Origin of the sequence: Stenotrophomonas sp. 364, assembly GCF_009832905.1 — a bacterium.
In the GTDB taxonomy this organism is placed as follows: Bacteria; Pseudomonadota; Gammaproteobacteria; order Xanthomonadales; family Xanthomonadaceae; genus Stenotrophomonas; species Stenotrophomonas maltophilia_AP.
In genome coordinates this window covers 1,783,549-1,796,887 of record NZ_CP047135.1, presented here as the reverse complement: position 1 = coordinate 1,796,887, position 13,339 = coordinate 1,783,549, and the positions used below count along the sequence as shown (strand labels likewise).

General features: G+C 67.4%; 11 protein-coding genes. 10 read left to right on the top strand and 1 reads right to left on the bottom strand.

What is annotated here, in order from left to right; translation table 11 throughout:
• The first annotated feature begins 24 nt into the window (after positions 1–24).
• The 7 genes from GQ674_RS08310 to GQ674_RS08280 all read left to right on the top strand — a co-directional run bounded on the left by GQ674_RS08310 (position 25) and on the right by GQ674_RS08280 (position 9,013).
• Positions 25–807: a ParA family protein gene (locus GQ674_RS08310; protein WP_159496675.1), complete on the top strand. Its 783-nt coding sequence runs from the start codon at positions 25–27 to the stop codon at positions 805–807.
• Positions 804–2,168 carry a chemotaxis protein CheW gene (locus GQ674_RS08305; protein ID WP_159496674.1) on the top strand — a complete coding sequence of 455 codons (1,365 nt, stop codon included), beginning with the start codon at positions 804–806 and terminating at the stop codon, positions 2,166–2,168. Before GQ674_RS08310 ends, GQ674_RS08305 begins: the two co-directional genes overlap by 4 nt.
• 226 nt (positions 2,169–2,394) lie before the next feature.
• Positions 2,395–2,703 carry an STAS domain-containing protein gene (locus tag GQ674_RS08300; protein ID WP_128097726.1) on the top strand — a complete coding sequence of 103 codons (309 nt, stop codon included), beginning with the start codon at positions 2,395–2,397 and terminating at the stop codon, positions 2,701–2,703.
• On the top strand, positions 2,700–3,065 hold the full coding sequence (locus GQ674_RS08295) for a response regulator (RefSeq protein WP_159496673.1): 366 nt from the start codon (positions 2,700–2,702) through the stop codon (positions 3,063–3,065). The genes GQ674_RS08300 and GQ674_RS08295 overlap by 4 nt, the downstream gene beginning before the upstream one ends.
• Before the next feature lie 57 nt (positions 3,066–3,122).
• The gene (locus GQ674_RS08290) at positions 3,123–5,105 is read left to right on the top strand and encodes a chemotaxis protein CheA (protein ID WP_159496672.1); all 1,983 of its coding nucleotides are present in this window, start codon (positions 3,123–3,125) and stop codon (positions 5,103–5,105) included.
• Between the two features lie 711 nt (positions 5,106–5,816).
• Entirely contained in the window at positions 5,817–8,057 is a 2,241-nt protein-coding gene (locus tag GQ674_RS08285) for a methyl-accepting chemotaxis protein (RefSeq protein WP_159496671.1), read from the top strand.
• 176 nt (positions 8,058–8,233) lie between these two features.
• The gene (locus tag GQ674_RS08280; RefSeq protein ID WP_159496670.1) at positions 8,234–9,013 is read left to right on the top strand and encodes a flagellar brake protein; all 780 of its coding nucleotides are present in this window, start codon (positions 8,234–8,236) and stop codon (positions 9,011–9,013) included.
• Here GQ674_RS08280 and GQ674_RS21720 read toward each other — a convergent pair.
• The gene (locus tag GQ674_RS21720; protein ID WP_268893881.1) at positions 9,010–9,138 is read right to left on the bottom strand and encodes a hypothetical protein; all 129 of its coding nucleotides are present in this window, start codon (positions 9,136–9,138) and stop codon (positions 9,010–9,012) included. The genes GQ674_RS08280 and GQ674_RS21720 overlap by 4 nt on opposite strands.
• Positions 9,139–9,664: 526 nt before the next feature.
• Between GQ674_RS21720 and GQ674_RS08275 the strand changes: the two genes are divergently transcribed.
• From GQ674_RS08275 to GQ674_RS08265, 3 genes are all read left to right on the top strand, one after another.
• Positions 9,665–10,156 (top strand): chemotaxis protein CheW, encoded by a 492-nt coding sequence (locus GQ674_RS08275; RefSeq protein WP_128095881.1) that lies wholly within the window; start codon positions 9,665–9,667, stop codon positions 10,154–10,156.
• A 153-nt stretch (positions 10,157–10,309) separates the two neighbouring features.
• Entirely contained in the window at positions 10,310–10,693 is a 384-nt protein-coding gene (locus tag GQ674_RS08270) for a hypothetical protein (RefSeq protein WP_128095882.1), read from the top strand.
• A gap of 96 nt (positions 10,694–10,789) precedes the next feature.
• The gene (locus GQ674_RS08265; RefSeq protein ID WP_159496669.1) at positions 10,790–13,159 is read left to right on the top strand and encodes a methyl-accepting chemotaxis protein; all 2,370 of its coding nucleotides are present in this window, start codon (positions 10,790–10,792) and stop codon (positions 13,157–13,159) included.
• Positions 13,160–13,339 lie beyond the last annotated feature (180 nt).

The following is a 13,339-nucleotide window of genomic DNA, read 5'->3' as shown; positions in this document are numbered from 1 at the left end:
CCCCGCAATGAAGGAGTGAACCGAATGCGCATCTGGGCAATCGCCAATCAGAAGGGCGGCGTGGGCAAGACCACCACGAGCCTGGCTCTCGGCCGTGGCCTGGCCGCCCTGGGCCACCGCGTGCTGCTGATCGATCTCGATCCGCATTCGTCGCTGACCCGCGCCTTCGGCGTGCCGCTGGACCCGCCGCCGCAGGGCGTGCTGGAGCTGTTCGGGACGCCGCCGGCCGAGCTGTCCTCGCTCAGCCGTCACAGCACTATTCCCGGCCTGGATTACGTGTGCGCACAGGCCGCGCTGGCCACCCTGGAACGGCGCAGCGCCAACCAGCCCGGGCTCGGCCTGGCCCTGCAGAACGCCTTTGCCCGCCACCAGGGCCAGCACGACTACATCCTGCTGGACTGCGCGCCCACGCTGGGCCTGCTGATGATCAATGCACTGGCCGCCGCCGACCGCCTGATCATTCCGACCCAGGCCGAACCGCTCGCCCTGCATGGGCTGGACGGCATGGTGCGGACCGGCGAGATGGTCGAACGCTCGCGCCGCCGCCCGCTGCCGATGTCGATCCTGCCGACCCTGTTCGACCGCCGCACCCGCGCCGGCAACGAAACCGTCAAGCTGATGCAGGACACGCACGGCCACCGCGTCTGGGAAGACGCGATTCCGGTCGACACCCGCATCTGCAATGCTGCCAGCCTGACCATTCCGGCGCAGTCGGACGACTACCCTGGCCGTGGCCTGGCCGCGTACCGCCGTGCCCTGGAATGGATCATGGCCGACGACGCGCTGCAGATGGAGCGCGCGGCATGAACACCGCCGGCGTGCTCGACGACTACCTGGAACAACTGCTGGGCGATGCCGTGCCGGCCGCACCGGTGCAGGCCGACGTATCGACCCCGCCGACCGCCGCGGTGGCCGCGCAGGACGACGCCGAAGCCGATGGCGTGGCGCGTGCGATCAGCGCCGAGTTCGCCCGCGACGCGCTGGCCGATGCCGGTACTGATCCGGACAGCGACGCGCCCGCACCCGCAGCGCATTTCGACACCCCCACCGCCGCGGGCGCACCGGCCAACCTGGCCCTGCTCGCTGAGCTGATGAACGATCCTGCGCTCGGCCCACCGGTCGAGACCCTCGCGACCGTGCACGACACCCCGACCTCGCCCGGCGCACCAGCCAACCTGGCCCTGCTCGCTGAACTGATGAACGATCCCGCGCTCGGCCCACCGGTCGAGACCCTCGCGATCGTGCACGACACCCCCACCTCGCCCGGCGCACCAGCCAACCTGGCCCTGCTCGACGAACTGATGAACGATCCCGCGCTCGGCCCACCGGTCGAGACCCTCGCGCCCGTCCACGACACCCCCACCTCGCCCGGCGCACCGGCCAACCTGGCCCTGCTCGACGAGCTGATGAACGATCCGGCGCTCGGCCCACCGGTCGCCGCTCTCTCCGCTGCAGGTACCGGTGCGGACGCGGCCAGGCCCAGCTGGGACGACCTTCCCGACGATGTGCTGCACGATAGTGCGCCGACCGTCGCCGCCGTGGCAGCGCCGGTGGCCCCTGCCCGCCCTGCCCCCGCCCCCACCCAGATACCCACTGCCCGCGCCATGCCCACCCCGATGCCGATGAGTGCCCCCAGCGCCCGCAGCGCGCCGGCGCCGGCGCACACCCGGCCGGGCAGCTGGCAGGAGCTGCAGGCACAGGCGCGCAATCCGGCCTCCAGCCCGCGCGAGAACCGTCGGGCCAGCGAGCGCACCTCGCGCTGGCTGCGCCTGCGTTGTGGCGCCCAGGCCTACGCACTGGAACTGCTCAAGGTGCAGGAAGTGGTGCTGCCGGTGCCGCTGCTGCCGTTGCGCGGTACCGCCGACGCCATGCTGGGCATCATGAACCTGCGCGGCCAGGTGGTACCGGTGATGGACCTGGGCATCCATCTGGGCGCCGGTCCCGCCCAGGAAGACGCCAACACCCGCATCGTGGTGCTCGAGGAAGACGGCGAAACCATGGGCCTGCGCGTGTCGGCCGTGGAAGACGTGGCCAACCTCACCGACTCGCAGATCGAGCCGCCCGATACCGCCCGCATCTGCCAGATTTCCAACGACCTGTTCCGTGGTGTGGCCAGGATCAGCGCCCAGCCGATGATCCTGCTGGATGCCACCCAGCTGTTGAACTGACCGGAACCCTCACGCGGTAGAGCCGCCCCATAGGTGGCTGCCGTCCGATCCGACGTCGTGGCCACCTGACGGCGGGTGTGGGTCCTGCCGTGCTACGCAGCCACCCATGGGGTGGCTCTACCCCCGGCGGGCCGGCCGACAGAATGATGAAGATCGCCCGCGCCTCCCCTAAAGCTTTTTGGGCTCAGGCCGTTATCTCTCTCGGAACCGTTTGTCCGGAGCAAACATGAGCACTGTTGCCCTGGGTGGTGATCTCGGAATCGAGACCAGCACCGAGCTGAAAACCCGCCTGGCCCCGTTGGTGGACCAGGCCGGCGAACTGACGCTGGATGCCAGCCAGGTGAGCCGTATCCATACCGCAGCAATGCAGGTCCTGTGCGCATTCGTCGACGCCCGCCGCCAGGCAGGCCACCCGACCGGATTCGACGGTTGCACTGCCACCTTCCGTGATGCCGCGCGACTGCTCGGCCTCACCCAGGCCCTTGGCCTGGACGCAACCCATGACAACCTGAAATCTGTGGAGAACGCTGCATGAGCGCACGAATCTTGGTGGTGGACGACTCGGCGTCGATGCGCCAGATGGTCTCTTTCGCCCTCACCTCGGCCGGCTTCTCGGTCGAAGAGGCCGAAGATGGTGCCGTCGCACTGGGCCGGGCCAAAGGCCAGCGCTTCAACGCGGTGGTGACCGACGTCAACATGCCCAACATGGACGGCATCTCGCTGATCCGCGAGCTGCGCCAGCTGCCGGACTACAAGTTCATCCCGATGTTGATGCTGACCACTGAATCGGCCGCCGACAAGAAGTCCGAAGGCAAGGCCGCCGGTGCCACCGGCTGGCTGGTCAAGCCGTTCAATCCCGAACAGCTGGTCGCCACCGTACAGAAAGTGCTGGGCTGATCCCGGCACACCCCACCGCACCACCCTCCCTCCCTTCGCAACCGGACCCCACGCACCATGAGCATGGATCTGCAACGTTTCCACGCCACGTTCTTTGAAGAAAGCCGCGAGGGGCTGGATGCAATGGAGGCTGGCCTGCTGGCGCTTGAATCGGGCCAGCAGGACCCGGAAATCATCAATTCGGTGTTCCGCGCCGCGCATTCCATCAAGGGCGGCGCCGGTACCTTCGGCTTCGACGCGATCGCCGCGTTGACCCACGTGCTGGAAACCCTGCTGGACGAACTGCGTGCCGGCAAGCGCGCCCTGGAAGCCACCGCGGTCGACGCCATGCTGTCCTCGGTGGACGTGCTGCGTGCCCTGCTGCGCGAAGCCGAACACGGCCAGCCCGCCGACCCCCAGGCCGTGGCCGCGATCAAGGCGCGCCTGGAAGCGGTGTTGTCCGGCCAGGTCGCAGCCGCCGCGCCGGTAGCCGCGGCCAAGGTGGATGACACCCCCGAAGCGTGGCAGATCGGCTTCGTGCCCTCGCCCTCGCTGTTCATGAGCGGCAACGACCCGCTGCGCATCATCCGCGAACTGGAACACCTGGGCTCGCTGCAGGTGGCCGCGCGGCTGGACCGCCTGCCCGGTTTCGACCAGCTCGACCCGCTTGAAGCCCACCTGGCGTGGGACCTCGGCCTGGTCGGCAAGGTGCCGCGCAGCAAGATCGAAGACACTTTCGCCTGGGTCGTGGACGACTGCGAACTGGACATCCGTCCGGCCGCACCGCCCAGCCTGGCCACCCACGCGCCAGCGGCCCCGGTGGCCGCCCCGGCACCGGCACCCGCAGCCGCAGCGGCACCCGCCGCAGCCGCTGCGCCGGCCGCACACGAAGCAGAAACCTCGATCCGCGTCGCCGTGGAAAAGGTCGATGCCCTGATCAACCTGGTCGGCGAACTGGTCATCACCCAGGCCATGCTCAAGCAGGTCTCGCACGCACTGGACCCGGTGCATGCCGAACAGCTGTTCGCCGGCCTGGACCTGCTTGAACGCAACACCCGCGACCTGCAGGAAGCGGTCATCGGCGTGCGCATGCTTCCGGTGGATGCGGTGTTCCGCCGCTTCCCGCGCCTGGTCCGCGACCTGTCCTCGCGCCTGGGCAAGCACGTGCGCCTGCGCACCATCGGCGAAGGCACCGAGTTGGACAAGGGCCTGATCGAGAAGATCGCCGATCCGCTCGTGCATCTGGTCCGCAACTCGATCGACCACGGCCTGGAAATGCCCGACGTCCGCCGCGACGCGGGCAAGGACGAGACCGGCACGATCACCCTGGCGGCCTCGCACCAGGGCGGCCACATCGTGATCGAAGTCAGCGACGACGGCCGCGGCCTGAACCGCGACAAGATCCTGTCCAAGGCCCTCGAGCGCGGCTTGAGCGTGCCCGACAACCCCACCGACGCGCAGGTCTGGGACCTGATCTTCCAGCCGGGCTTCTCCACCGCCGATGCCGTCACGGATCTTTCGGGCCGAGGCGTGGGCATGGACGTGGTCCGCCGCAACATCCAGGCGCTGGGCGGCGAAGTACAGCTGGAAAGCAAGGCCGGCAATGGCACCCGCGTGCTGATCCGGCTGCCGCTGACCCTGGCCATCCTCGACGGCATGACCGTGGCGGTGGCCGGTGAAACGGTGATCCTGCCGCTGGCCTACGTACTGGAGGCGCTGCAGCCGCAGCCCGAGGACGTACGCACCATGGCCGGCGAAGGGCGCGTGCTGCGCGTCCGTGGCGAGTACCTGCCGATCCTCTCGCTCAGCGAGTACTACGGGTTCGGCGGGCGCACCAAGGACGACTCGCTGGTGGTGGTGGTCGAAGGCGATGGCCAGAAGATCGCGCTGGAAGTGGACGAACTGGTCGGCCAGCAGCAGGTGGTGGTCAAGAACATCGAGAACAACTACCGCCGCATCAGTGGCGTCTCCGGTGCCACCATCCTGGGCGATGGCCGGGTGTCGCTGATCGTGGATATCGGTGGCCTGGTGCGGTCGTTGCGGATGCCACAGGCCGCTTAAATCTCCGCATTCGCGAAGATTTCCCCAGGGTTTGCTGCGCAAACCCTGGGCCCCGGCTTACCAGCACCCAACACCCCCCGCCGTCGGCGCGCCCCCGGGACGCCCTCGCATGCGCGATGGCTCCCCACGTTCCGCTTCGCAGAACGCGGGCCCCGTCTTATCACCTCCCAACACCCCCCGCCTGTCGGCGCGCCCCCGCTACTAGCGGGGGCTCCTCGTTTGCGGGTCTGCGACCTTCGTCTGCATCCCGGTAGTGCCGGCCGCTGGCCGGCTCCTCGCGCTGTCGGCTGGGGTCCATGGGGTTGCCGGCCAGCGGCCGGCACTACCAATTGCTGGGGGTTTCCTGGTTGCCGGCCAGCGGCCGGCACTATCGGGTGATTTGTCTTCGGCCGGGCCTGTGCGTTATGGCCCTTTTTGAAACTGTGACGTTGATCGGCGGCGATACGTTGGCGTACTGAGGCGTCTGCGTGGGCTGCGGATCGAATGCCTTGCGGTTGCTTGCTTGTGCAACCAATGCGGGCTGGCGTGGCCTGACGGCATGCCGAGAAAAAATGTGACATCGAACACTCAAGTTGCGGCGCTGCGTCGCCGCTATTTCGGGAGAGCGTTGACTTCACCGTCACGTGCCCCTCGCCCCATTCCGCATTCGCCACGACCTCACGCCCAGCGCCCCCACGGCTGCGCGCCACTGCCCTGCCCGGAGTTCCTGCCATGAAGTGGTTCCACAATCTGCCCATCGCCCGCAAGCTGGCCGTGGGCTTTACCCTCACCACCCTGATGACCGTCGTGCTCGGTGTGTTCGCGCTGGTCCGCCTCAATGGCGCCAACGCCGAACTGGGCGCGATGGCCGAGAACAACATCCCCACGCTGCAGCACCTGGGCGAGGCACGCGCCATCCTGGGCGAGTTCCGCACCTACGAACTGGCGCAGGTGAGCATGCTGGACCAGCCCGACAAGGTGGCTGACTACAACAAGCGCATGGATGACTCGGCCAAGCAGGTTCGTGATGAACTGGCCGCCTATGCGGCACTGCCGGCCAATGACCGCGAACGTGCGCTGTATGCCAAGGTCGCCGCCGACACCGACGCGTATTTCAAGGCCAACACGGACCTGCGGGCCGCCGTTGCCGCCGGCGACGCAGCCGGTGCCCGCGACGTCTCCGACAACAAGTCGCGCCCGGCCCGCCGGCAGCTGTTCGAAGACCTCAAAGCACTGGGCGTCTACAGCAACAGCCTGATGACCGACAAGCTCGCCGATGCCAATGCCACTCACCGCACCAGCGTGATCGCGATCATCTGCTGCATGGTGCTGCTGTCGCTGGTGGCCGCCGCCTTGGCCTTCGTGATCTCGCGCATCATCACCCGCCCGCTGGGCCAGGCCGTGCATGCCATCAAGTCGGTGGCCCGTGGCGACCTGAGCGTCACCACGCGCGCCACCAGCACCGACGAGGCCGGGCAGATGCTGGCCGCCACCGGCGAAATGACCAGCATGCTGCGCCGCTATTCCGAGGAAACCCGGCAGATGGCCGCGATGCATGCCGGCCCGGATATTTCGCACCGCATGCCCACCGACTTCCCGGGCGTGTACGGTGAGCTGGCCGTGGGCACCAACACGGTGGTGTTCGACCACCTGGATGCCATCAAGGACGCCATCGCCGTGCTGAACCAGTACGCCGCCGGTGACCTGTCGCCCAACGCCCGCCGCCTGCCCGGCAGCCGCGCGATCCTGCACGAATCGATGGACGCCGCGAAGGCCAGCCTGCTGGCCATCAACACCCAGATCCAGTCGCTGGCCCAGGCTGCCGCGGCCGGTGACTTCAGCCAGCGCGGCGATGCGCTGCGCTTCGATCACGATTTCCGGGTGATGATCGAGCATCTCAACACCATGATGGAAGTGGCCGACGGCAACCTGTCGCAGCTGTCGCACCTGCTGCAGTCGATCGCCAACGGCGACCTGACCGCGCGCATGCAGGGTCAGTTCCACGGCGTGTTCGCCAGCATGCGCGACGACGCCAACACCACCGTGGCCCAGCTGACCCAGATCGTGGGCCGCATCCAGCACGCGTCGTCCAGCATCAGCACCGCCGCCGGCGAAATCGCCTCGGGCAACAACGACCTGTCGCGCCGTACCGAGCAGCAGGCCGCCAACCTGGAAGAAACCGCCGCGTCGATGGAGGAACTGACCTCCACCGTGCGCCAGAACGCCGAACACGCCCGCCAGGCCAACCAGCTGGCGATCGGCGCGCACGGCGTGGCCAGCCAGGGCGGCGATGTGGTCGGCCGCGTGGTCAGCACGATGCACGAGATCGACGCGTCCTCGCGCCGCATCGCTGACATCATCACCGTGATCGACGGCATCGCCTTCCAGACCAACATCCTGGCGCTGAATGCCGCCGTGGAAGCGGCACGTGCCGGCGAGCAGGGCCGCGGGTTTGCCGTGGTGGCCTCCGAGGTGCGCACCCTGGCCCAGCGCTCGGCCAGTGCGGCCAAGGAGATCAAGGGCCTGATCGACGAGTCGGTCGGCAAGGTGGCCGAGGGCTCGGCGCTGGTCAACCAGGCCGGCGAGACCATGGGCGAAATCGTGGCCTCGGTGCAACGCGTGACCGACATCATGGCCGAGATCTCCGCGGCCTCGCAGGAACAGTCGGCCGGCATCGAGCAGGTCAACCAGACCATCACGCAGATGGACGAAACGACCCAGCAGAACGCCGCGCTGGTGGAAGAAGCAACCGCCGCGGCCCGTTCGATGGAAGAGCAGGCCGGCCACCTCACCGACGCCGTGGCGCTGTTCAAGCTGGACGACCAGGCGGCGTCGGTGGCCAGCGTGTCGGCTGCCACCGCCCGTGCCCCGGCCGCTGCGGCACCGCGTGCGCGTGCGGCGGCAGCGCCGGTGCGCCGTGCTGCGGTGCGCGAGCCGGTGCTGGCCAATGAAGGCGACTGGCAGGAGTTCTAAGCCGCCCCGTCTGTGACGTCTGTCCACGGCACCCCGCTTCGGCGGGGTGTCGTGCATTTGGGCCAGCCAACGCGGGCTACACGGATTGGCCCTACATTAATGTGAACTGCTGCCGATAAACGGACAGAGCCCTGGTAAAACCCGCCGGCGGCGCCCACTCAATTCAGCACGCATCCATGTCCGAAGGCAGCCTTGAGGCACACGACGATCCCCACACCGCGCACGACGATGGCACGGACGATCGTTACCTGGTCCGCAATCCCCGGCAGATCCGTCAATTGCTGCAGGCACTGATCGACCAGCGTTCGCTGATCAACGCCCACCTGGGCGGGCGGGACCAGTCGTTCCCGACGGCGATCCTGGAGCTGGACGAGGACGACGACATGCTGTTGCTCGACGGCAGTCCGTCCGAGCCGGCCAACCGGGCGGCGGAGGAAGCCGGGCACCTGCTGTGCTTCGCGCAGCTGGACAAGGTGATGGTACGGTTCCGGCTGGACCATCTGGAGCGCGTGGGCAGTACGCACCATGTGGCGTTCCGGGTGGCGTTTCCGAGCGAGTTGGTGCACCTGCAGCGTCGCGAGCTGTACCGTCTGGAGACGCCGATCACGGATTCGCCGCAGCTGCTTTTCCCGATCAACGAGGACCGCACCGAGGCGTTGAGTCTGCGGGTGGTGGACATCAGTGGCGGCGGTCTGGCGGTGACGGTGCCGGTGGACTGCAATGTGTTCGCGCTGCAGAAGCGGTACGAGGCGCGGCTGGACGTGCCGGAGGGCGGGCAGCTGCAGATTGCGTTGATCGTGTGCAATCAGTTGGCGGTAAAGCTGCCCAACGGGGTGGAGATGAAGCGCGTGGGGATGCGTTTCGACACGCTGCCACGCGGGGGCGACAGTGCGATCCAACGCTACATTTTCCGCATCGACCGCCAGCGCAGCGCCCGCAAGAATGGGGAGAGTTAGGCGGGCTGCTGCTTTTGGAGCAACGGCAACGGCAACGGCAACAGCAACTGCAACAGCAACTGCAACAGCAACTGCGGCGGTTCGGTCTGTTGGGGTGGGTCGGTACGGGTGGGTTGGCGGGACACGCCTCAAGTACGTCCGTGTAGGCTCGTGGGCGCCATCCATGGCGCCCAACGGTCCCGCCAACCCACCCGTACCGCCCCAGCGCAGATGGCTTTCGCTGTGTTGAGATCACGAGCACGCAGCGCTTGAGGAGTGGGTGTAGGTGCCGAGCAACGCTCGGCACTACCCCTCCCCACCCACGCGGCTTTATCCAACCGATCACGGAACCTGTGGGGCGGGCGGTGCCAGGCCCTGCCGGGACCGTTGGGCGCCATGGATGGCGCCCACGAGCCTCCAGGGGTGAAGGCGCATTGCTTGCGAGGCACTGCCTCGCATGCGACTGAACGCACAGCCGCCAGCGGCTGGGCCGGACCGCGGAGCGGGATTCACGGCGTGTCCCGGCAGGGCCTGGCACCGCCCGCCGTCCATCAGCAGCGAATAGCTGAAAACAGCCAACCACACCCCGTCTAAAGTCGCCCGACTCCAGGCCGATATTGAGCGTGACGCCCGGTTTTTCCTTACCGCCACGCCCGACCCAGGATTCCTTCCATGAACGACAGCAACCCCAACGCCGCCAGCAGCGGTGGCGAGTACCTCAGCTTCACCCTCGGCGCCGAGCATTACGGCGTGGATATTCTCAAGGTCCAGGAAATCCGCGGTTACGACTCGGTCACCCGCGTGCCCGATGCCCCCGATTACATCAAGGGTGTGATCAACCTGCGCGGCACCATCGTCCCGGTCATCGACCTGCGCCTCAAGCTGCGCCTGGAAAAGGCCACGTATGATGCTTTCACCGTCATGATCGTGCTCAACGTCGAAGACCGCGTCGTCGGCATCGTCGTCGACAGCGTCTCCGACGTCATCCCGCTCAACGCCGACCAGATCCGCCCCACCCCCGAGTTCGGCGCCGCCGTCGATACCCGCTTCATCTCCGGCATCGGCACCCAGGACGATCGCATGCTGATCCTGCTGGACATCGAAACCCTGCTCGACAGCGCCGACATGGGCCAGCCGGCCCACGTTGAAGACGCCGCCGCCTGATCGCGCCCTCGCCATCCCGGTCGATTCGACCGGGATGACGAAAAAAGTTCTTCAGTTCCCCCCGCGACGGCCGATAGCTGCTTCAGGACCCGGCTGTGTGGGACTGCCCAAGGCCGGGCCAACTCGTCCAATTTCCCCCGGAGATTTTTCCCGATGAAGTCCTTGCTTGCGCTGTTCTCGGTTGCCGTCCTCGCTTCCTCTGCCTCGTCCGCCTTCGCCCAGTCGGCTGAGATGATCCCGCCGGAAATGGCGCCGCGCTCGGTCGGCAAGGACGGCATGGTCTGCGGCAAGGTCGAAAAGGCCCGCTACGCCGAAGGCTCCGAAGGCCAGCCGACCTTCCTCTACATGGGCGGCGCGTTCCCGCGCCACACCTTCTCGGCCCGCATCGCCGGCGCCAACCGCGGCAAGTTCAGCTTCCCGCTGGAAACCCTGGAAGGCAAGACCGTCTGCGTGATCGGCAAGATCGCCCGCGACGCATCGCGTGCTGAAATCGAAGTCAGCTCGCCGGCCGGCCTCAAGCTCGCCAACATCAAGTAATCCGTCGTACGCCATGCCACGCCGGCACTGGCCGGCGTGGTCGCTGCAACCGGGCACGATGCCCGGACGCGTTTGCCACTGGAGATCGCACCGCCCATGCCCTGGATCAACAACCTCAAACTGATGCCGAAGTTGATGCTGACTTTCGGTGTCCTCCTGCTGGTGATGCTGCTGCAGGGCATCGTGGCGTATCGCGGGCTGTACTCGCTCAACAACGTCACCACCGAACTGGCCGGCCACCGGATGGAAAGCATCCGCACCGCCGGTGAAATCCGCGGCATGGTTGGCGAATATCGCAACTCGGCCTACCAGGGCCTGATCCGCGCCAGCGACGACGTCAAGGCTGACGCCAAGAAGCGCGCCGCCGAACTGCGCGGCAAGATCGACCTGTCCATCAAGAAATACCCCGAATTGATCGACAATCCCCAGCAGAAGAAGCTGTTCGACACCTTCGCCAAGGATTGGAAAGACTCGCTGGCCTCCTACGATGCCGTCACCGAGATGCTGGAACTGGATCTCCCCGATGACGCCGTGGATACTTTCGTCGGCGAAACCCGCACCAAGCACCTGAAGGCCTCCTCGGCGCTCGAAGCGCTGATCGCCGAAGACAACCGCCTGGCCCGCGCTTCGCGCGAGGAAGCCGAATCGACCTATGCCGCCTCGGCCACCCTGACCGTCATCGCCCTGCTCGGCGGTGCCGCGCTCGGCCTGGTGCTGGTATACCTGTTCGCCCGTTCGCTGGTGGGCAGCATGCGCGGCGCCGTGTCGGTCGCCAACGACGTGGCCGGCGGCAAGCTTGACGGCCATATCGACGTCACCCGCAAGGATGAAGTCGGCGACCTGATGCAGGCCATGCAGCGCATGCAGCGCGACCTGCGCGAGCGCACCGAGACCGACCAGGCCGTTGCCCGCGAGAACCTGCGCATCCGCACCGCGCTGGATTACAGCTCCACCGGCGTATACCTGACCGACAACCAGCTCAACATCGTCTACGCCAACCGCGCACTCGAGCAGAGCCTGTCCCAGTACCAGGATGAGCTGCGCAAGCACCTGCCCGATTTCGATGCCGGCACCTCGCTGGTCGGCCGTCCGCTGACCGTGCTGGAGCATCGCGGCGAGATGGATGCCAACCTGCTGAACAACCTCAAGGCGAACGGCGTGGCCCGTCGCGCCATGCAGTTCGGCGATGCGCAGTTCGCCCAGGTGGTCTCCACCATCCGCAACGAAGAAGGCGAGAGCGTCGGCCACGTGGTCGAGTGGCGCGACCGTACGCCGGAAGCGCTGGTCGAGGCCGAAGTGGCGCGCGTGATTGCCCAGGCCGCCGCCGGCGACCTGTCCGGCCGCATCCGCGCCGACGGCAAGGAAGGCTTCTTCCTGCAGCTGGCCCAGCAGATCAACGGCCTGCTGGACGCCAACGCGGCCAGCATCGAGCAGATCTCCGGCCTGCTCACCGCGCTGTCGCAGGGCGATCTCACGGTGCGCATGCACGGTGATTTCCAGGGCGTGTTCGCCACCATGCGCGACGACGCCAATGCCACCGCCGAACAGCTCAGCGGCATCGTCACCAAGATCAAGCACTCCAGCCAGGCCATCAGCTCGGCGGCCAGCGAGATCGCCACCGGCAACAGCGACCTGTCGCGCCGTACCGAACAGCAGGCCGCCAACCTGGAAGAAACCGCCGCCTCGATGGAGGAACTGACCTCCACCGTGCGCCAGAACGCCGAGCATGCCCGCCAGGCCAACCAACTGGCCATCGGCGCGCACAGCGTCGCCAGCCAGGGCGGTGAAGTGGTCGGCCAGGTGGTCACCACCATGAGCGCGATCCAGACCTCGTCCAAGAAGATCGCCGAGATCATCTCGGTCATCGACGGCATCGCCTTCCAGACCAACATCCTGGCGCTGAACGCGGCGGTGGAAGCCGCACGTGCCGGCGAACAGGGCCGCGGGTTTGCCGTGGTTGCCTCCGAGGTACGTACCCTGGCCCAGCGTTCGGCCGGTGCGGCCAAGGAGATCAAGGGCCTGATCGACGACTCGGTCGGCAAGGTCAACGACGGCTCGGCCCTGGTGCACAAGGCGGGCGCGACCATGGGCGAGATCGTCGCCTCGGTGCAGCGCGTGACCGACATCATGGCCGAGATCTCCGCGGCCTCGCAGGAACAGTCGGCCGGCATCGAGCAGGTCAACCAGACCGTGGTGCAGATGGACGAAACCACCCAGCAGAATGCCGCGCTGGTGGAAGAAGCCACTGCCGCCGCCCGTTCGATGGAAGAACAGGCCGGCCACCTCAGCGACGCGGTATCGATCTTCAAGCTCGACGCGCATGACGTGGTGCTGCCGCCGGCAGCCGTGGCGGCCCCGGCCCCGCGTGCCGCACGCCCGGCTGCCGCAGCGCCGACCCCGGTTCGCCGTGCAGCGGCCCGCCCGGTTGCCACCGAGCTGGCTGACGGCGACTGGCAGGAGTTCTAAGCGCACCTGCGCCCTGCAACCTTGCATGACGAAAGGCCCCGGTACCCACCGGGGCCTTTTTTGTGGCCACAAACGCCGGTAGAGCCACCCCATGGGTGGCTGTGCACCTTAGGCGCCGCGTGCAGCCACCGATGGGGTGGCTCTACCCGTGTGCGGGCATCGCGTGCAGCCGACCAACGG

What these genes read in the sequence shown, in the direction of transcription:
- GQ674_RS08310 (WP_159496675.1), top strand. Translation starts at nt 25, where the DNA reads ATGCGCATCTGGGCAATCGCCAATCAGAAGGGCGGCGTGGGCAAGACC.
- GQ674_RS08305 (WP_159496674.1), top strand. Translation starts at nt 804, where the DNA reads ATGAACACCGCCGGCGTGCTCGACGACTACCTGGAACAACTGCTGGGC.
- GQ674_RS08300 (WP_128097726.1), top strand. Translation starts at nt 2,395, where the DNA reads ATGAGCACTGTTGCCCTGGGTGGTGATCTCGGAATCGAGACCAGCACC.
- GQ674_RS08295 (WP_159496673.1), top strand. Translation starts at nt 2,700, where the DNA reads ATGAGCGCACGAATCTTGGTGGTGGACGACTCGGCGTCGATGCGCCAG.
- GQ674_RS08290 (WP_159496672.1), top strand. Translation starts at nt 3,123, where the DNA reads ATGAGCATGGATCTGCAACGTTTCCACGCCACGTTCTTTGAAGAAAGC.
- GQ674_RS08285 (WP_159496671.1), top strand. Translation starts at nt 5,817, where the DNA reads ATGAAGTGGTTCCACAATCTGCCCATCGCCCGCAAGCTGGCCGTGGGC.
- GQ674_RS08280 (WP_159496670.1), top strand. Translation starts at nt 8,234, where the DNA reads ATGTCCGAAGGCAGCCTTGAGGCACACGACGATCCCCACACCGCGCAC.
- GQ674_RS08275 (WP_128095881.1), top strand. Translation starts at nt 9,665, where the DNA reads ATGAACGACAGCAACCCCAACGCCGCCAGCAGCGGTGGCGAGTACCTC.
- GQ674_RS08270 (WP_128095882.1), top strand. Translation starts at nt 10,310, where the DNA reads ATGAAGTCCTTGCTTGCGCTGTTCTCGGTTGCCGTCCTCGCTTCCTCT.
- GQ674_RS08265 (WP_159496669.1), top strand. Translation starts at nt 10,790, where the DNA reads ATGCCCTGGATCAACAACCTCAAACTGATGCCGAAGTTGATGCTGACT.